The sequence below is a fragment of the Pseudomonas sp. Bout1 genome (assembly GCF_034314165.1).
GTDB lineage: Bacteria > Pseudomonadota > Gammaproteobacteria > Pseudomonadales > Pseudomonadaceae > Aquipseudomonas.
Window position 1 is genome coordinate 4,547,687 of sequence record NZ_JAVIWK010000001.1, and the last position, 17,161, is coordinate 4,564,847.

The following is a 17,161-nucleotide window of genomic DNA, read 5'->3' on the forward strand; positions in this document are numbered from 1 at the left end:
CGCATTGAGGTCTATCTTGGGCCAGCCGTCCAACGGCATCTATCCACTTTGCGCCAACCACAACGCACCAATAGAGTGCGCCCAGGTTACCCATGACACAGGCAACAGCTTTGCGCGTACAGGCCTTCACCACCGGTGATGTGGCCGCTCAATGCAGTGCGACACCCGGTTGGGTGCAGCAGTACCAGCAGATGTCCCCGGGGCATTTTGCCGGGCAGATTCGCTACCTCGACCTGCAAGGCGTGGAGGTATACGAAGAGCAGATGAACACCCGGGTGGAGCAAAATTTCAACGCGCCGCCGGGCTCGCTGGCGTTCTGTTTTGATGGCAGCGACAACGCGCTGTATGTGCTCAATGGCGAGAGCCGCAACACTTGGATCACCCCGGAAAACTACCGCGAAGTGGCGGTGGTGTTCGGTCCGCAGTTCGTGCAGCGCCATGGGCTGGATGTAGCGAACCTGGAGGGGTTGTTCATGGCCCCGCTCAACTCCCTGCAAAACGCGTTGTTCAGCCGCTGGCTCAGCGGCACGCTGACACGGCTGTCGGCGACGTTCGACCCGCCCAGTCGTGATGCCCTCACCCAGCAGCTGCTGGACGATTGCCTGTTCATCCTCGACAACGCGTGCGTGTGTCTGGACCAGGGTTCATGGCAACGGCGTACCGAGGCGCGAATCATCATGGCGCGCATTGGCGAATGGGCAGCGGATAGGCCGGATGAAACCGTCAACCTGCTGGAACTGGCGCGCATTGCCGGGGTGCCGTTGCGCCAGTTGCAGCATGGGTTCAAGACGTATACCGGAATGAGCCCGGCGCAGTGGTTGAGGCTGCGCCGGTTGAACAGTGCACGGCGCGAGTTGTTGAATCCGCCGTCAGTGGAAACCACCGTGGCCGAGGTGGCGATGAACTGGTCGTTCTGGCATCTGGGACGGTTTTCCAACAGTTATCGGGCGTTGTTTCAGGAGTTGCCGAGCGAGACCCTCAAACGCCACAAATAAATGTAGGCACCCGCCCCCACAGTTTGACCGCGTGATTCAGCCATTTCAGCGGTACCGAATCCGGCCCCGCCAGGTACGACACCCGCGGCGTCTCAAAGCGAACCATTCTCGAAAACTTGTAAAACGCCGCCGTTATGCCTAGCTTATGCGCCCTCCGCTCTGCGCTCTCAGGCCTTCCCCCATGGTTTTGCGTCTTCGCCCCGCTGTTCGTTCACATTTCGCCCTTGGCTTGTTACTCAGCGCAGGTATTGGTAGCAGCCAGGCGGCTGACATTGAATTGCCGCAGGTGAAGGTCCAGGGCCAGGATGAGTCCGGCTATAACAGCGATACCGCCTCAGTGGGCGGGTTCAATGAGGCGCCGTTGCTTGATACACCGGCCTCGATCGCGGTGTTCAACGAGTCGCTGATCAAGGACCAACAGGCTCGCTTGCTCAGCGAGGTGCTGCGTAATGACGCCTCGGTGGGCGACAGCTACGCGCCTGTCGGCTACTACGAAAACTTCGTGGTACGCGGCTTCTCGCTGAATGCCGCCAGCAGCTACAAGATCAACGGCCGCACCATCACCGGCGAGCAGAACGTACCCCTGGAAAACAAGCAACGCGTGGAGTTGCTCAAGGGCTTGTCGGGTATGCAAAGCGGGATTTCCGAACCCAGCGGCGTGATCAATTACGTGACCAAGCGCCCGGAGGATGTGCGCTCGGTGACGGTGTCCACCGATGATCGCGGCAGCGGTTACCTGGCTACCGATGTAGGCGGTTGGTTTGGCAGCGAGCAACAGTTCGGCCTGCGAGCCAACGTGGCCCATGAAGACCTCAATTCCTATGTCGAACATGCCAACGGCCACCGGGATTTCCTGTCCCTGGCGTTCGACTGGAACATCAGCCCCGATGCGGTTTTACAGTTGGATGCCGAGTATCAGAACAAGCAGCAGCGCTCGGTGCCGGGTTACCAGTTGTTGGGCGGGACCGAAGTGCCGCACAACGCATCGCCAAAAAAACTGCTGGGGCACCAGAGCGGCGCGAACCAGGTGGGCATTGATTCGCTGAACCTCAATGGCAAGTTTGAATACCGCTTCAGTGACCAGTGGAAAGGCAGCGTGAGCGCAGCGCGCAGCAAGGTGGTGATTGATGATTACAGTTCGTTTGCGTGGGGTGGCGACACTGCCGGCAACGGTAATTACTTCAGCCCGGAAGGCGACTACGGCATCTACGACTTCCGCAGCCCGGATGACACCCGCCGCGATGATGAAATCCAGGCCGCGATGACCGGGTTATTCAACACCGGTGGGCTGGGGCATGAGCTGACCTTTGGCACCAGCGCGTTCCGCCGAATCGTGGACAACCGTGAGCCAATCAATGAATGGGTCGGCACGGGCAACATCAACCAGGAACCGGAAAATTTCCCACGCTACGAGGGCGAACTCAATCCCAGCCACCGTCGCCTGGATAGCCGCCAATACGGCCTGTTCCTGACTGACACCCTAAGCTTCAACGAACAATGGCAGGCCGTGCTGGGTGGCCGTGAAGTACGCCTGGACGAGCGCGCCTACGATACCAACGGCGATGAAGCGCGCCATACCCAGCAATACGTGTTCCTGCCCCAGGCTGCGCTGATCTACAAGCCGATCGAAAACCTGTCGCTGTACACCAGCTACAGCAAAGGCCTGTCCTTGGGCGGCACGGCCCCGTGGTATGCCCTTAACAACCTTGACACCCTCGCCCCCACTGTCTCCCGCCAGATCGAAGCCGGCGTCAAATACGACTGGCACCGCATCAGCTTTGCCGCCGCGATCTTCCAGACGCGCCAAGCCTATCAATACGCCAAGCCGGATGACGGCGGCGACTACACCTACGTACAACAAGGCGACCAGAAAAACACCGGCCTGGAACTGTCTGCCAATGGCTGGGCCACCCAGCGCTTGCAGATTGCTGCCAGCGTCGCGGCGATTCGCGCACGGGTGACGGGCAGCGGCACTCCGGACTACGAAGGCCATCAGGCGATCAACGTGCCGAAGCTTCGCGCGAGTGTGTATGCCGACTACGCCCTGCCCTGGGTCGATGGCCTGGCGTTGCTGGGCGGCGTGCAATACAGCGCCAGCAAGTACGCCAATCGCACGGGGGACGTGGAGGTGGGCGACTACGCGATCGTCAATGTCGGCAGCCGCTACACCACCAGGCTCGATGGCTATGAAACGGTGTTGCGCCTGAGCGTCGACAACCTGTTCGACAAGCGTTACTGGCGCGACACCGGCGAATACCTGGGCGATGACTACCTGTTCCAGGGCGCACCGTTGACCGCACGCTTGAGTGCAACGGTTAACTTCTAGAGCGCCTGGAGACTGCTGCGCAGCGGGAGCAAGCCTCCCGCCCCACCGGCTCTGCGTTGTTACTTAGGCATCTTGCGAAATCCCACTGCCAAACGGTTCCAACTGTTGATGGTGGCAATCGCCACGCTCAGGTCGACTTGCTCCTGGGCGCTGAAATGCGCGGCCAGTTCGGTGAAATCTTCATCCGGCGCGTGCGTCTGGCTGACCAGTGTCAGGCTTTCAGCCCAGGCCAGCGCAGCGCGCTCACGCGGGGTGAAGAACGGCGTTTCACGCCAGGCCGACACGGTGTACAGGCGGCGCTCGGTCTCGCCACCCTTGCGGGCGTCGGCGGTGTGCATGTCGAGGCAGAAGGCGCAGCCGTTGATCTGCGATACGCGCAGGCGCACCAGTTCCAGCAGGGGCAGTTCGATGGACAGTTTGCCGACGGCGGCCTCCAGGGCGAGCATGGCTTTCATGGCGTCAGGGGAGGCGGTGTAGAAGTCGGTACGGGTTTGCATGGTAGTACTCCAGAACAGTGGGGATTGGTGTCTAGAGTAGTGAGCAGTTGGCGTGGGGCAAATAGCCAATCCGGGGGAAGATCAGGTAGCCAATCTCAGTGCCCGGCCTGTTCCTCGACGCGGCGCTTGTGGGACTCGGCATACGCGGCTTCGCGTGCCAGCAGCAGCGGGTCATCGGACGGTTCGATCCCGGCGGGCAGTTCCAGGGGATTAAAGTCGATGTCACGGCAGGCACCGTCGATCTGCGGTTGTTGCCGGTCGATCACCAACACGCCCGCGTCGATCTGCCGTCGCTGTTCTTCGGGCCAACGCAGGGTGGCGTCGGTGGTGGAATCCCCGGGCCCGGCCAGGGTGATCATGAGGTGCCAGCGCGCTGGCGACCGCGCCACTCGGTTGGCAAAACCAAACGCGAGAAAATCCGGGTCACTGGCCTCTTGCGCAGTCATTGATGTGTAAGGCGTCTGCGGCACCATGCTCCAGCGCACAAACCGCACCTGGCCCTGGGCATCGGTCATGCGAAACGCATTCACGCTATAGAACGCGGTGTTGTCGAACCCGGATGATGCTGGATGGTCTGCCAGCCAGGCTTCGAATGGTTGAATCTCGGGATGCGCCTTTTTGAACGCGTGCATTTTCTGCGGGTCGGGGCCGCTGGCGCCGTACTCCGGCATCGAGGCCCGCAGTTGTTCATAGAGACCCTCGGGCGTGTTGACCGGGAACACTGGCACCGAATTCATCGCGGTGTACCAGGTTTGGCCATCGGTGCCGGTGAGGCTCAAGGCCATGCTGCGGATCATGCCGTGGGCATCGGCCTGGGCCGGGTCGCCACCGGCCGCCGACAACCGGCCGATTACCGGCACGCTGCCGCGCTGTAACACCACGGCGCTGGAGATTTCTACAGCACTACCACTGCCTTCAAACCTGCCCGTGATGCACAGGCCCTTGGCGTGGTTGCGCCGAAATCCTGGATGAGCCCCACCGGAGGCCGCTTCCATCTCATCGACGATTTGTGCCGCAGTAGGGGACGGGGAAAGTGCCCAGGCCAGCCAACCCGCGTGATAACCCCAGGTACCGAGGGCAAGGGTGACAGCTGCAAGGGGGAAAATCAGACGATGGGGCTTTTTCATCAAACTACCTGGAATCGCAGCATTGGGATCCAATGCCCGATCCCGGTACTGTCATTTCTGGATATCAGCGACCCACAATGGTGCGCGGGAAACAGCGAACAATTGTCCGGCCGTACGGTCCGCGACAAGCCGGGCAACGGCCTTGAGGTCCACGCCTTCGGGCTCGCCGATCAGCGCGTAGCCCAGCTCAGACTGGCGCCAGGTAACAACGTTCATTTGTGCCACGCTTTGTTGGGCCAGGGACTGGTCCGGCTTGGGCTCTTTCATTACGCACAAGGCTACCGGCGCACCGTTTTCGGGCAAGTAGACCAGCTGGATCAGCGCCTTATTGTTAAAGCGCAAACGCTGCACGCGCTTGAAGGTCAGCCCGGCGGAACTCAGGTCCGGCACGCGCAGGGCCAGGCCATCGACCTCGCGAATATCGGCCAGGGTCTTGGTCACCACATCGGTAGGCTGCGCGCCGTAATCCACGGTTTCACGGGTGTACAAATGCTGATAAGCAGCGGCTTGCTGCACCCAGGGTAAAGTCTGGGCAACGGCAGGCGCAGCGGCGTCAAACCCGGGTTTGACCACGCCGTTGAGTACGCCAACTTGCAGCACCAACGCATAACAGGCGGCGCCGGCGGCGAAGGTCAGGGCTGTCCATGCAAATTTAGGTCGGTACTGGCCGAACAAGCGGGCAAAAACGCTGTCTTTTCTAACAGTCGAGGGTGCAGATACCGGCGCCGCATGCTGGGCAGCCGAATGCTGTGCCGCCAATGCTGCAATATTGAGCTTGAGGCTCTCGGGTACCGGCGGCAACTTTTGCCGGGCAAACGCTTCCTCATACGGCAGGCAGGAAGCCATCAACTGGGAGACGCGCTGGGCCAAATCCGGCGAAGCGTCCATAAGCCGCTCAAGCTCCTGGTTCTGTTGCGGCGACAGTTCGCCGTCAACATAGGCCATGAGCAGGGCATCGTCCGCTACCATTGGGTCATTACTCCATTTATTCATCATGACTACGTTACGTGATCTCGGCCTTGTGGGCCAATGCGGCTGGTCAACGGGTAGCTGAGAGCCATCATATTGATATCAGTGAGCATGCTGCAACAGGTAGAAACACTAAAAGACAAACCGAAAATACTTTAAAACAGGAGCAAATACTCTAAGACAACACCTGTGAATCGAAAATATTCCCTCGGCCGTTTAAATATTATATGTTTCATATTGCGTCTGTATCTTTCCAGTGACAATGGCACAATAATTAGTTGGCCCGCTTTGTGCAATCGCACCAAATATCGCTACTCTGCACGCGCTTTCCCAGGATCCTCGGCAACGCAATGGACGCCCAGACATTGGCATCCGCTACGGCATGACCTCGTAGCCTGACCGCTCCATTTTAGGCATCCAGAAATAATAAGAGGAAATATGTCGATCACCGGTGCAGATTTACCCGCACTGCTGCCAGAACTGCTGCCGCGCCTCTGGGCGTTTGCGTTGCGGATTTCGGGCGACAAGCACGATGCCGAGGATCTGGTCCAGCTTGCCTGTGTGCGTGCACTGGAACGGTCCCACCAATTGCAGCCAGACACGTCAGTGTTGAGCTGGATGTTTTCTATCGTCCATTCCACCTGGATCAACGAACTGCGCTCACGCAAGGTGCGCAGCCGTTCGCGCATGGACTGGAACGACGAGTTTCTCGAAACCGTCAGTGATCCCGAGGCGCCCAACCCCGAGTCCGACCTGATGCACCGGCAGATACTCGACGCCGTGCACAAGCTGCCCGAAGGCCAGCGCGAAGTGATGTTGCTGGTGGGCGTGGAACGCTTCAGCTACAAGGAAGCCGCCGAAATGCTCGAATTGCCGATCGGCACAATCATGAGCCGGTTGTCGCGGGCCCGTCAGGCGATCGGCGCGCTTTTTGATTCGCCGAAAAGCAAACCTTTGCGCGCTCGCTCGGACGCGTAGTCAGCACCTCTATGGCGTCCTGAAGGGGGCCACCCCAGGGATCACGCCAGCCCTCCTCCCTCCCCTCGAAATGCACTGGGGCTCAGGCCGGTCCAGCGCTTGAATGCCCGCCGAAAACTGCGCACATCGCTGTAGCCGACCTCCTCGGTAATACGCTCGATGGACAAGCCCGGGTTACTCAACAAGCCCATGGTTCGCGCCCGCCGCACCTGTTCCAGCAAGCCTTCAAACGTCAGCCCGTGCTCGGTCAGGCGCCGACGCAAGGTGCGCCCGCTCATGTTCAAGTCACTGGCAACCTTTTCCAGTTGGCTGCCCTGTAAATCCCGGGAAATAGCCCGCTCCACGGCCTGGATCAAATCCATTTTCTGATGCAACTGGGCGCTTTCCAGTTCCAGCAACTCCAGCGCCTGGCGCAGCGCCAGGGCGTGATGGTTGGGCAGGCGCACGTCCAGCCAGTGGCTGGCCAGGACCATGCGGTTATGCAGGCAGCCAAAGCGCACATCCACGCCAAACAGCCGGTGATACTCGGCCACATAGGGTGGCGCGGCGTGGATAAATTCCACCCGCAACGGCATGAACCCCTCGCCCACCAAGGCCCGGCCATACACCATCAGGCTGGCGAAGAATTCTTCGGCGGCAAACACCTGTACTTCGGCGTAGGGCAGCAGGCATTCGATATCGACGAAAACTTCCTGGGCGCCTTCATGGGTGCGCGAGGTGGCGATGCCGCCGGAGGTGTGCTGATGGCGCTCGCCAATGGCAAACGCATCGCGCAGGGTCTTGCACAGTGAAATCACATGCCCGAGCAGGCCCAGGGTGCCGAGTACATTCTGATGGCCCACCCACAGGCCCAGCCCCTGGTCGGGCAACACCTTGAGTGCACGCTGGATCATCGCAACCGCCTGGCGATAGGAAATCCGCTGGGCCGGGTCGTCCAGGTCGGCCAGGGTAAACCCCAGGCCACGGCACAGGTGCTCGGCACTCGCGCCCTTTTGCGCGACCACGTGTCCGAGGGTTTGCAGCAGAAATGGCGAGACCAGGGCCAGGTCATAGTGCGGATCAACGGCTTTCCTTTGCATGGATCTTCGATTCCCGACTGAGTGCTTCAGTTCTTGTTTTGGAAACATCCTGACAATCATAGGCGCTTGCAAGAGGCGCCGCACTCTGGATGAAAGCTGTCCGCCAAAGTCCCCCTATATGGCCGCCAATACCCTGCCCTGCCGGGCGCCGAGGGCTTATTTCTATAGGCAGCGTGTTTCTAACAATAATAATGAGCCCAGACATGAACCCGACCCGTGCGTTTCATCCCGTGCAACTCGCCCTGTTAACCCTCATAAGCCTGCCGGCCCTGGCCACCGAAGGCGGCGTGGACAATATCGGCCCCGGCACCGACGGCTTCTACATCCTGCCGCTGGACGTCAACAACCTGCCCGACCACATGTTCGCGTTCAACCTCTATTACAACCATTACGAAGCCACTAGGCTCGACATCAGCTCACTGGGCGGCAAGGTATCGGACGTGAAGATCAAGTCGGACGCGATCATCCCGCGCCTGGATTACCTCAGCCCGCTGCGGGTCTTCGGCGGGCGCTTGGGGGCCTACATCGCCCAGCCGTATCTCAAGCAGCAGGTGTCGCTGTTCGGCATGTCCGACACCCGGGAAAGCATGGGCGACACCACCGTGGCGCCGATCATTCTCTGGGACCTGGGCAAGAACCTCACCGTGGGCACCGCCCTGGAAATCACCCTGCCCACCGGCGAATACGACGCCACGCGCCTGGCCAATACCAGCAACAACTTCTACACCTACAAGCCGCTGGTGTCGGCCACCTGGATGCCCAACGAGCGCACCGAGCTGTCGATCAAGACCACCTACAGTTTCAACAAGGAAAACCCCGACACTCATTACCGTTCGGGGCAGATTTTCCACTTCGATTATTCGGCCAGTTATAAAGTGACCGACAACCTCAGCCTTGGGGTCAACGGTTACTACCTCAAGCAAACCACCGACGATAAGCAGTACGGGCATACCGTGGTGAACATCTACGGCGAAGACGTGGATGACGGGGTCAAGGGCCAGGTGTTTGCGATTGGGCCGGCGGTGTATTTCACCTTCCTCAAGTACGCCAGTGCCGAGGTGCGCTGGGCCAAGGAGTTTGATGTGCAGAACCGGCCGGAGGGCGACATGCTGTGGGCGAAGGTGACGATACCGTTTGCCTTGTAAACCCGGTTGAACATGTGGGAGCTGGCTTGCCTGCGATAGCATCACCTCGGTATCACTGAAAAACCGAGTTGCCTGCATCGCAGGCAAGCCAGCTCCCACATGTTGATCGGGTTTCTTCAGCTGTAGACCGGCCAGGTATCGACGATTTTCCCGCCCCGCACCGCCAGCAAATCCCCGAACTGCAGCAGCACAAACTCACTCTGGGTCGGACGCAAAAACACCTGGTCTTCGATGCTCAACCCCACCTTGGGCGAACCGTTGACCATCTCCTGATTGGAGCTGCGCCCGTACAGGTCATTACTCTGCAAGCCTGCGGGCGATTCAAATTCAGCCATCCAGTTACCGCCATAAATAAAGAACGTGCCGCGCTGATTCGCATCCCACCACGAGAACAAACGTGACTTGCCATCCAGCGCCGGGATATCCACCGGCCCAGTGCTTTTCAACACAGGCGTGGCGATATAGGCCGCTGGCACATGCTCACTTAAAGACGGCAAGTCATAGTGGGTAGGCTTGAGCAACGCGGTGCCCACCGACACCTCGCTGCTGAGTTTTTCCTGCTCATGGATGCGGTAACTCGGGCTCCCCGCCGTGTTCAACGTCAGCCCGTCGCGCCACAGCGGCGCAAAGTGCTGGCGGGTGTAATCCACATAACCGCTGTAGCGCTGCATGACCTTGTCGAACAAATCCTGCGGCGAACCCAGAATCCCTGGCACCCCCATGCCCACAAACGGGTCGTAACCCATGAACCCGGCAAATTCCAACTGCGGCGGGTGCGCGCTGATCAGCGTCAGCATCTGCCCCAGCACCGCGTTGTCACTGATGCCGCCGCGATGTAGGCCCACATCCAGTTCAATATTCACCCGCAGCCTGGTGCCCAACCCTTGGGCCAGCGCCAGGTATTGCTGCAGGCGCTCGGGCGTGTCCAGCAGCCATTGCAGCTGCCGGGACGGGTCGAACGGGCCTTTGTGGGTTTGGTAAAACAACTCGGCCGAACGCACCGGCAACGGCTTGCCCAGCAGGATATCGGCGTCGGGAAACACCTGGGCGTCATGATTCAGAAACGGCTGGTGAAACGACATCAACCGCTGGGTGCCCGCGCGCTTGGCGATGTAGGCCAGCAGCCCCGGCGACGGCAGGGATTTCTCCACCAACCGCAGGTGTTTGCCGCCACGCTGCACCGCCTGCATCACCACGTCGATGTTGTGGTCCAGCTTGTCCAGGTCGATCAGCATCACCGGGCGCATCGGCCCGTGTTCCTTGAGTTCCTGGTTGAGTGTGCGGAAATATTCGCTGTAAGGACTGCCCCGGTCGCCCGGCCTGAGCAAAATCGCCCCGCCCACCAACAATACGCCGGTGCCGAGCATGAAATGTCTGCGGTTCATCAGGCCACTCCCAAAATTGACGACAGGTGCGCATTGAGGAATTTGCCGCTGGGGTCCAGCTCGCGACGTATCCGGGTAAATTCCTCCCAGCGCGAATACAACGGCTGCAAGGTGCGCGCATTGAGGGTGTGCAACTTGCCCCAGTGCGGGCGGCCGGCGTATTTCCAGAAGATCGGTTCCACGGCGGCGAAGAAGTTGTGGTGGTCCATGGTGTAGTGCTGGTGCACGGAGATCGAACAGCTGTCGCGGCCCTCGAACATGCTCAACGGGATGTCATCGGCCTTGACGTAGCGGTACTCGATGGGAAACCAGGTACGCAGGTCCTTGTCGTTGATCAACTTGAGAATTTCCCGCAGGCAGGCCGGGCCGTGTTCGGCGGGCACCGAGTATTCCATCTCGTTGAAGCGCACGTTGCGCACATTGGCGTATACCTGGAACGACTCGGCGACGCGGTCATCGAAACTGGCGAAAAAGCGCAGGCTGTTGAGCGAGGTGCGGCGTGCGTCGGGGAAATCGCTGCCGTATTTGTCGAGCTTTTCGATGATCGATACAAACTCATTGCCGCCCGCCTCGGCCGGGTCGATGGGCGGCGTTTGGGGGTCGGTGGTTTCATTCAGGGCGATCGACAGCGCGTAGTCGGAATGGGTCACCACGAGCATTTCCCAATGCTGGTTGTCCCGGGTGTTTTTCGCCACGTCTTCCAGCAGCTCTTCGGTCTTGGCGATCCACTGGCGCTCCCGCAGGCGGTACGGTGCGCGGTTTTGCAGGCGGATCTGGGTGGCCACGCCGAGGGCCCCGAGGGACACCCGGGCGGCGCTGAACACTTCGGGATGGCGGTTCGCGTCGCAGTCCAAAACCTCACCCTGGGCCGTCACCAGTTGCAGGCCGGTGACGCAACCGGAATACGAGGTGAAACCCACACCGGTGCCGTGGGTCGAGGTGGAAACCGCACCGGCCAGGGTCTGGTAGTCGATATCCGCCATGTTCGGCAGCGCCTGGCCGACGTCTTTCAATGCCTGGCCCATGCGCGACATCGGCGTTCCGGCGGCGAAGGTCGCCTGCAAGGCCTGCGGGTCATGCGCCAGCAGGCCATTGAAATAACTCAGGGACAGCAGCGTGCCATCGGTGGGCACCAGGGCACTGAAGGAATGGCCCGAGCCTACCGGGCGCACCTTGCCCGGTGCCTGGCCGATGACCTGCACCAGTTCATCAAGATTTTTCGGCGCCAGCCGGGCCAGGGGCAAACAGCTCTGCGCCCCCGACCAGTTGCGCCACGGAATCAGCCGCGGCGCCCGGGCCAACTGGGCCAGCACCGGGTTGCTGGTCAATGCCATGAATGCGCCGGTTACCGCGCCGCGTTGCAACAATTCTCGCCGTGAAAGCGCCATTGCCTACCCCGTTATTTTTATTGGATGTGTTGGCCCGACATAAAGCTGATCAGCCCCAGGAATTGCTCTTCGGAGCACTGCACGCACAGGCCCATCGGCGGCATACCGCTGTAGCCGTTGATGGTGTGGTCCAGCAGGGTGTCCGGGCCCTGGGCGATGCGCGGGCTCCAGGCCGGGCCGTCACCCGTCAGCGGCGCGCCCGAAGCCGGGTTGGCGTGGCACAGCTTGCAACTGGTGTCGTAGACCTGGGCCAGGGCCGCGTCACCGGGCATGGCATTGGCCGCCGTGGCGCGTTCGGGTGGATGTTTTGGTTTATCGTTACAGGCTGTCAGCAGGCAGGTCACGGCCAGCAGCAGACACATGCGACGGGGGTTGATTGCCCGCATAGCCACCCTCTCTCTTATTGTGTGAAAGCGTGACTCACACTAAGCCAGCCTGGGCGCGGCGTTGAGGGTATTGGGGGCCAGAAAGGGGGGCTTGGGCGGACAGCTGATTGAGCAACCACGTGGCTCAATGTGGGCGCGAGCAGGCCCGCTCCACGTTTAGAATCGAGGGGGTCTTAGAAAGCTATACCCACCTTGAACCCCATCTTCGTCACGCTTGCGCTTGGGGCGGCCATCGATGGTGCCCGGTGCCGCAACCAGGGCCAGGACCGAGGAGTTTCTGAGGATTTTTTCCGAATAGTCTGGACATCGTTTTACGTCTCCTTGGTAGGAGGCAAATTATTCAGGAAACGCTTCGAACCCGCATTTTGGCGAACGGTTCGAATTAATTTGCAGCCTTTTTACCTGAAACGCTTCAGCGAAGGCTCTATATCAACCCTCTTGAATGGGAGCCAACAAACCACCGAGAACCGGCCGCAACTGTGGATGCTCGGGCAGGCGAATGCCAAAGCTGGCTTGCAGCAGGGTCAGCAGCTCATCCACGTTATCGATTACGCGCTTTTCGCTGGCCCGGTCCAGGTAGTGAATCGCGTACTGGCCATTGTTCAGCGTGCGGCGAAAACCCGGGCCGATCAACGCGACCTTCAACTGCCCCAGGAACGGCGAATTGGGGTGGGTGGAGACGTACCAATTGCCGATTTCGTAGTCGATGCGCGACTGCACCTGCAGGTCGAACACATACAGGCCACGCCACTCACCGGCGACCTGCGCCCATAAGGTGTAGTTGCCTTCGTTCAGGCTCAGTCGATAGGGTTCATGGGCGGTGGCCTGGGTGGCATCGGTGTCCAGTTGCAACGGGCTGCTGGGCACCATGCCACCAAAGCCGACATCGCTGATGTAGCGCACACCGTCCAGGGTCACCAGGCTCAGGCGATGGGTGCGCGCCGTGAGTGCATCGGGCGGCCCGCCCATCACCACGCGCCCGGTGATGCCCCGCGCGTCGAAGCCCAACTCCTGCAGCAAAGCCAGGAACATCTGGTTCAGCTCGTAGCAATAACCGCCACGCCCGTCGAACAGGACTTTGTGCTCGATGCTCGGCAAATCGATCGGTACGGGTGCGTGCAGCAAGGTCGACAGGCTTTCAAACGCGAAGGTACAGACGTGGCGCAACTGCAAATCCTGCAGGGTTTGCAGGGTGGGCGGTGGCGGCGTGTCGTAGCCCAGACGTTGCAGATACAAGTGGCTGTGGGTCAGCTCAGGCATGACGCGATCCTTGAGTCGGTGCGAAAAGACCACTAATACCCTGTAGGTCGTTGTTTGCCAATTGGGATATGACTCAAATGCAAGCCTTGGGAGGCGCAAACTTTCTGAACCTTTCTGAACTGATTTATATCAATTCAGTACAAGACAGGGAGCCATGATGAGTACCGCAATGATCTACACCATCCACTACTTGCTACACGGCGAAGCGAAAACCTTTGTGGTGCGCGCCGAAGTCATGAACAACGCCGAAGCCTGGCATTGGGCAGCGGTTGACGCCGATGTTGCCCACGTGGGCCGCATTGGTCGCCCGGGCCATGAACGGGTGAAAAAAACCACGCGGCCCTGGGCCGAGAAATTTGGCATTACCGAGGTAACCTGGACGGCTCCGAAGCACTTGGGCTGAGTGAAAACGGCCCCGCCCTCGGGCGGGGCTTGCGTGAACCCAACCGCTACACATCAGGCAGCAGCGCTTGGATTTAGCCTCATGAAGAATTATTTAAGGTTCGACAGTGCTTCCCCCGCCCTTTCCCCTCGTGGCCTTTCGTGCCACGTTCGTTCATCCAAAAAATCAAAAGCTTAGAAAAATAGCAGCGCACACGTCAGCATTTTGGCGGGCTAATTTGAATAGCCTCCTATCTTTTTATCGCGCTATTTATTCCAAAAAGGTCTTTTACGCGCAAATTGGCGGCATGGTGTATTAGCGCCGGAATGTAACAAGTTGTTTCACGTTTATTACCGTATTTCGGTATCGCAAAGGGGGCTTCCTGTCGGAGAACAGGATTATTCCGTTCGTTCCGACGCAGTGGTTTACGCCTGGGAAATTGATAATTTTGCTTCCGCCACCAACGGGGGATGCAAACAAGGGATCTGAATTAATTATCGAGGCTTGAACCCATGAACCATGTGATCAACTCAATACTTGAAGATACGTCGACCAGTTTGTCCATCCGGCATACCAGCCCTGCCCTGCTACATGACGTATTGTGGCGAGCCCTGGAGCAGGCGCTCAAGGCAACCCCGGAAGACGCTTCCCAAACCCCACACACCCGGGCCTGTTTGAGGATCTACGCCGAAATCGACACCCTTTCCTACTTGGACAAGGCCGACTCGAAATTGGCCGCCGCGCTGGGGAAAGCCTTCTTCGAATCACGCTCCAGCAAAGACGTCGAGGCGTTCTGGAAGTTACTGTTGATCAAGCAACTGTTGTTCGAGTTGTCTGTGCGCAGCGTCGCCACTCATATTACTTCGCAGACCAACGACAGCCGATTGCCTCTCACACCCGAGCCCGTGCTACTGACCGGTCACGGCCAGGTAAACATCAGCCTGGGCCTGCTATGCAAAGAGACCGACCAACTCAGGCATTCCGTGGTGCAGGCCTTGCAGAAACTGGCCCAGCATGTCGAAGACAACGGGCTGAAAAAGCCTTTTTCCACCCAGTTGATCTTGTTGGAGCTGTACAACGCCGTGTGGTCGGGCAGCAACGGTATCGACATCGAGTCACAGATTTTCTATGCCGACAGCGTTTATGACGCACTCCCCGACGTCTATCAGACATTGGGCCTGGCGACCCAGGAAAAGTGGCTGACCTTGTTTACCTGGCTGTACGGCGACAAGGATGGCCGCCCGTACGATACCAACCAGCACACCGAAACCCTGGTGATTGCGCTGGAACACGCGATTCGCGGCCGCTATATCGCCGACATCAACGGCTTGATCCAGAACGGCGGCGCGCGGCATCGCCTGGAAGAGATTCGCGCACGGCTGGACAAGGATCACCCCAAAAGCTTTGAACATCCCAGCGAACTGGCCGATGCGCTGGGCGGTATCCGTTTCGCCCAACCGGCCGCCATCGACCGGCTGCTGCTACGGATTCACGCCTTCGGCTTTCACTACCTGGAGATCGAGTTTCGCGAGAACGCGCAAATGTTCGCCAGCGTGGTTGATGAAATTCTCTCCAGCCAATGGATGCAGGACATCGGGCAAGGCGCAGGCCAGCGTTATCGCGACCTGGATGAGCCCGCGCGCAAGGCCGTGCTCGTGGCTGCGCTGGAACACAAGGGTGGCGTGCCTCCGGCTGCCCTCTGGCAAGGATATTTGCAACACACCGGCGCGGCTTATGAAGAGAAAGCCCAGCGTTATGTGGGCCAGGACTACATCGCGCTGCTTGAGCAGGACCCCGACTACATCCGCATGTACGACGCTCGCAACGCCGTCGAACGTTTCGAAATGATCGACCGCTATCGGGACCGGATGAACATCCACGGGATTGCCGAATACACGTCGGCGCTCAGTGTCCTGGAAGTGCTGTTCTTGATGAAGGCCGCCAATGTGCGGGACGGTATCGACATTGCCCTGCAGCCCGAAGACCTCAGTGGCGCCGAGCAGACGCTGCTCACGGTGCATGAAGTCTACGAGAACCCGGTGTACCGCCAGCACCTGGCGTCTCGCGGCAACCGCCAGTACATCACGTTTGGCCCCAGTGACACGGGCAAGCAAGGTGGCAAGGCGATGCACAAGCTCAACATGGCCATCGCCAACCAGCACAAAGTGATCGCTGCCAGGTACGGTATCGAGGTGATTGCACATGTGATCATGGGGGGCGAACACGCCCGCTGTAACGGAGTGATCGCCGAGACCATGCAGGAATTCGGTGCTCTGGACGGTTCGCAAACCCGATTCATGCTGGCAGGGTGCGCGGAGATGCGCAGCCATCTGCTAACCCGCAACCAGTCGGTCAACTTCCTCGACCAGTTGTACCGCATGCACGCCGAGTCGCAGCCGCAGCTGTCCGAGGGGGTGATCGCCGGCAGGATCCAGCGCTGGGCTGAAGTGGTGCGCCGCTACCAGGCGAAGTTCTTCGAGCATCCGGCGCTGCCATCCCTGCTGCGAGACATGGCACGATTCGACGTGGTCAGGGCCACCGCCAAGGGTACCCGGCCGCCTTCACGCATTTTCAACATCAAGGTCTTCGAATCCCGTCCGGATGCCATTCGTGCGATACCCTGGACCCGAGCCCTGTTGGCCAGTGGGTTACACAGTGAACTGATCGGGGTCGGGCAGTTTGCCGAAGAACCACCCGCACAGTTGCTGAAGGCATTCAACGACGATGACAGCTTTCACAACTACGTCAAAGGCATGGCATACGCCATCGCCCGAACCGACCTCAAATGTGCCTGGCTGACCTTGACTGGCAGTATTCCCGGCAAGGACCACATCCTCGCGCTGGCTCAAGCCCTGGAGACCGAAACCGTCGGTACGGCCGAACAGCTGCTGGCCAGCCTGCACCTGGAGGTCATCGAAGGTAAGCGTTTTGTGTACAAGGCCACCACCGGCGACGAACCTCAGGACCCGTGGAAAATCAAAGAGCTGACCCTGCTCAACCTGTGGCCCAGCCTCAAGGCGGAGGCATCGCGCAAGGAGAAAAACCTGCGGATTTATCGGCTGTTCCTCATCTACGCCAAAACCAACCCGGACTTCATCGAGTCCACGTCGTTGAACGACTTCTACAGTGGTTTCCTGGCGGCGGTCAGTACAGACACCGGCCTGGTCGATCCCGTCAGTACCCGTCACTTCACCTGGTAAAACACCCCCGCTATCCATCGCCAACCCGGATAGCGGGGGCTGCC

General features: G+C 59.7%; 14 protein-coding genes. 6 read left to right on the plus strand and 8 right to left on the minus strand.

The genetic code is table 11. The features are described 5' to 3' along the window. Nucleotides 1-92: 92 nt before the first annotated feature. Both RGV33_RS21245 and RGV33_RS21250 read left to right on the plus strand, forming a co-directional pair. On the plus strand, nucleotides 93-995 hold the full coding sequence (locus RGV33_RS21245; RefSeq protein WP_322145981.1) for a helix-turn-helix domain-containing protein: 903 nt from the start codon (nucleotides 93-95) through the stop codon (nucleotides 993-995). A gap of 181 nt (nucleotides 996-1,176) precedes the next feature. Continuing rightward, nucleotides 1,177-3,321: a TonB-dependent siderophore receptor gene (locus tag RGV33_RS21250; protein ID WP_322145982.1), complete on the plus strand. Its 2,145-nt coding sequence runs from the start codon at nucleotides 1,177-1,179 to the stop codon at nucleotides 3,319-3,321. A 59-nt stretch (nucleotides 3,322-3,380) separates the two neighbouring features. Here RGV33_RS21250 and RGV33_RS21255 read toward each other — a convergent pair whose 3' ends face one another. From RGV33_RS21255 to RGV33_RS21265, 3 genes are all read right to left on the minus strand, one after another. After that, the gene (locus tag RGV33_RS21255; protein WP_322145983.1) at nucleotides 3,381-3,818 is read right to left on the minus strand and encodes a carboxymuconolactone decarboxylase family protein; all 438 of its coding nucleotides are present in this window, start codon (nucleotides 3,816-3,818) and stop codon (nucleotides 3,381-3,383) included. Nucleotides 3,819-3,913: 95 nt separating this feature from the next. Next, complete coding sequence (locus RGV33_RS21260; protein ID WP_322145984.1) at nucleotides 3,914-4,945, minus strand: catalase family peroxidase; 1,032 nt, start codon at nucleotides 4,943-4,945, stop codon at nucleotides 3,914-3,916. 51 nt (nucleotides 4,946-4,996) lie between these two features. Beyond that, nucleotides 4,997-5,914: an anti-sigma factor gene (locus tag RGV33_RS21265; RefSeq protein ID WP_322145985.1), complete on the minus strand. Its 918-nt coding sequence runs from the start codon at nucleotides 5,912-5,914 to the stop codon at nucleotides 4,997-4,999. Between the two features lie 438 nt (nucleotides 5,915-6,352). On the opposite strand from RGV33_RS21265, the gene RGV33_RS21270 reads away from it, so the two are divergent. Then, nucleotides 6,353-6,892 carry an RNA polymerase sigma factor gene (locus tag RGV33_RS21270; RefSeq protein ID WP_322145986.1) on the plus strand — a complete coding sequence of 180 codons (540 nt, stop codon included), beginning with the start codon at nucleotides 6,353-6,355 and terminating at the stop codon, nucleotides 6,890-6,892. 41 nt (nucleotides 6,893-6,933) lie between these two features. Here the strand turns inward: RGV33_RS21270 and RGV33_RS21275 are convergent, their stop codons facing one another. Beyond that, entirely contained in the window at nucleotides 6,934-7,971 is a 1,038-nt protein-coding gene (locus tag RGV33_RS21275; protein ID WP_322145987.1) for an AraC family transcriptional regulator, read from the minus strand. Nucleotides 7,972-8,174: 203 nt separating this feature from the next. On the opposite strand from RGV33_RS21275, the gene RGV33_RS21280 reads away from it, so the two are divergent. Continuing rightward, nucleotides 8,175-9,116 carry a SphA family protein gene (locus tag RGV33_RS21280; RefSeq protein ID WP_322145988.1) on the plus strand — a complete coding sequence of 314 codons (942 nt, stop codon included), beginning with the start codon at nucleotides 8,175-8,177 and terminating at the stop codon, nucleotides 9,114-9,116. Nucleotides 9,117-9,232: 116 nt separating this feature from the next. Here the strand turns inward: RGV33_RS21280 and RGV33_RS21285 are convergent, their stop codons facing one another. From RGV33_RS21285 to RGV33_RS21300, 4 genes are all read right to left on the minus strand, one after another. Then, nucleotides 9,233-10,501 carry a DSD1 family PLP-dependent enzyme gene (locus RGV33_RS21285; RefSeq protein ID WP_322145989.1) on the minus strand — a complete coding sequence of 423 codons (1,269 nt, stop codon included), beginning with the start codon at nucleotides 10,499-10,501 and terminating at the stop codon, nucleotides 9,233-9,235. After that, nucleotides 10,501-11,829: a D-arabinono-1,4-lactone oxidase gene (locus tag RGV33_RS21290; RefSeq protein WP_322148715.1), complete on the minus strand. Its 1,329-nt coding sequence runs from the start codon at nucleotides 11,827-11,829 to the stop codon at nucleotides 10,501-10,503. Before RGV33_RS21290 ends, RGV33_RS21285 begins: the two co-directional genes overlap by 1 nt. A gap of 77 nt (nucleotides 11,830-11,906) precedes the next feature. Continuing rightward, nucleotides 11,907-12,275 (minus strand): cytochrome c5 family protein, encoded by a 369-nt coding sequence (locus tag RGV33_RS21295; RefSeq protein ID WP_322145990.1) that lies wholly within the window; start codon nucleotides 12,273-12,275, stop codon nucleotides 11,907-11,909. Between the two features lie 429 nt (nucleotides 12,276-12,704). Continuing rightward, on the minus strand, nucleotides 12,705-13,535 hold the full coding sequence (locus tag RGV33_RS21300; protein WP_322145991.1) for an arylamine N-acetyltransferase: 831 nt from the start codon (nucleotides 13,533-13,535) through the stop codon (nucleotides 12,705-12,707). Nucleotides 13,536-13,692: 157 nt separating this feature from the next. On the opposite strand from RGV33_RS21300, the gene RGV33_RS21305 reads away from it, so the two are divergent. Together RGV33_RS21305 and RGV33_RS21310 are read left to right on the plus strand one after the other, a co-directional pair. Next, nucleotides 13,693-13,938, plus strand: a complete 246-nt coding sequence (locus tag RGV33_RS21305; protein WP_322145992.1) for a DUF6555 family protein — start codon at nucleotides 13,693-13,695, stop codon at nucleotides 13,936-13,938. Between the two features lie 491 nt (nucleotides 13,939-14,429). Continuing rightward, the gene (locus tag RGV33_RS21310) at nucleotides 14,430-17,117 is read left to right on the plus strand and encodes a phosphoenolpyruvate carboxylase (RefSeq protein ID WP_322145993.1); all 2,688 of its coding nucleotides are present in this window, start codon (nucleotides 14,430-14,432) and stop codon (nucleotides 17,115-17,117) included. Nucleotides 17,118-17,161 lie beyond the last annotated feature (44 nt).

Excerpts from the sequence above, each read along its gene's own strand:
- RGV33_RS21285 (WP_322145989.1), bottom strand. The coding sequence starts at position 10,501 with ATGAACCGCAGACATTTCATGCTCGGCACCGGCGTATTGTTGGTGGGC.
- RGV33_RS21265 (WP_322145985.1), bottom strand. The coding sequence starts at position 5,914 with ATGGTAGCGGACGATGCCCTGCTCATGGCCTATGTTGACGGCGAACTG.
- RGV33_RS21295 (WP_322145990.1), bottom strand. The coding sequence starts at position 12,275 with ATGCGGGCAATCAACCCCCGTCGCATGTGTCTGCTGCTGGCCGTGACC.
- RGV33_RS21250 (WP_322145982.1), top strand. The coding sequence starts at position 1,177 with ATGGTTTTGCGTCTTCGCCCCGCTGTTCGTTCACATTTCGCCCTTGGC.
- RGV33_RS21245 (WP_322145981.1), top strand. The coding sequence starts at position 93 with ATGACACAGGCAACAGCTTTGCGCGTACAGGCCTTCACCACCGGTGAT.
- RGV33_RS21280 (WP_322145988.1), top strand. The coding sequence starts at position 8,175 with ATGAACCCGACCCGTGCGTTTCATCCCGTGCAACTCGCCCTGTTAACC.
- RGV33_RS21275 (WP_322145987.1), bottom strand. The coding sequence starts at position 7,971 with ATGCAAAGGAAAGCCGTTGATCCGCACTATGACCTGGCCCTGGTCTCG.
- RGV33_RS21305 (WP_322145992.1), top strand. The coding sequence starts at position 13,693 with ATGAGTACCGCAATGATCTACACCATCCACTACTTGCTACACGGCGAA.
- RGV33_RS21270 (WP_322145986.1), top strand. The coding sequence starts at position 6,353 with ATGTCGATCACCGGTGCAGATTTACCCGCACTGCTGCCAGAACTGCTG.
- RGV33_RS21300 (WP_322145991.1), bottom strand. The coding sequence starts at position 13,535 with ATGCCTGAGCTGACCCACAGCCACTTGTATCTGCAACGTCTGGGCTAC.
- RGV33_RS21255 (WP_322145983.1), bottom strand. The coding sequence starts at position 3,818 with ATGCAAACCCGTACCGACTTCTACACCGCCTCCCCTGACGCCATGAAA.
- RGV33_RS21260 (WP_322145984.1), bottom strand. The coding sequence starts at position 4,945 with ATGAAAAAGCCCCATCGTCTGATTTTCCCCCTTGCAGCTGTCACCCTT.
- RGV33_RS21310 (WP_322145993.1), top strand. The coding sequence starts at position 14,430 with ATGAACCATGTGATCAACTCAATACTTGAAGATACGTCGACCAGTTTG.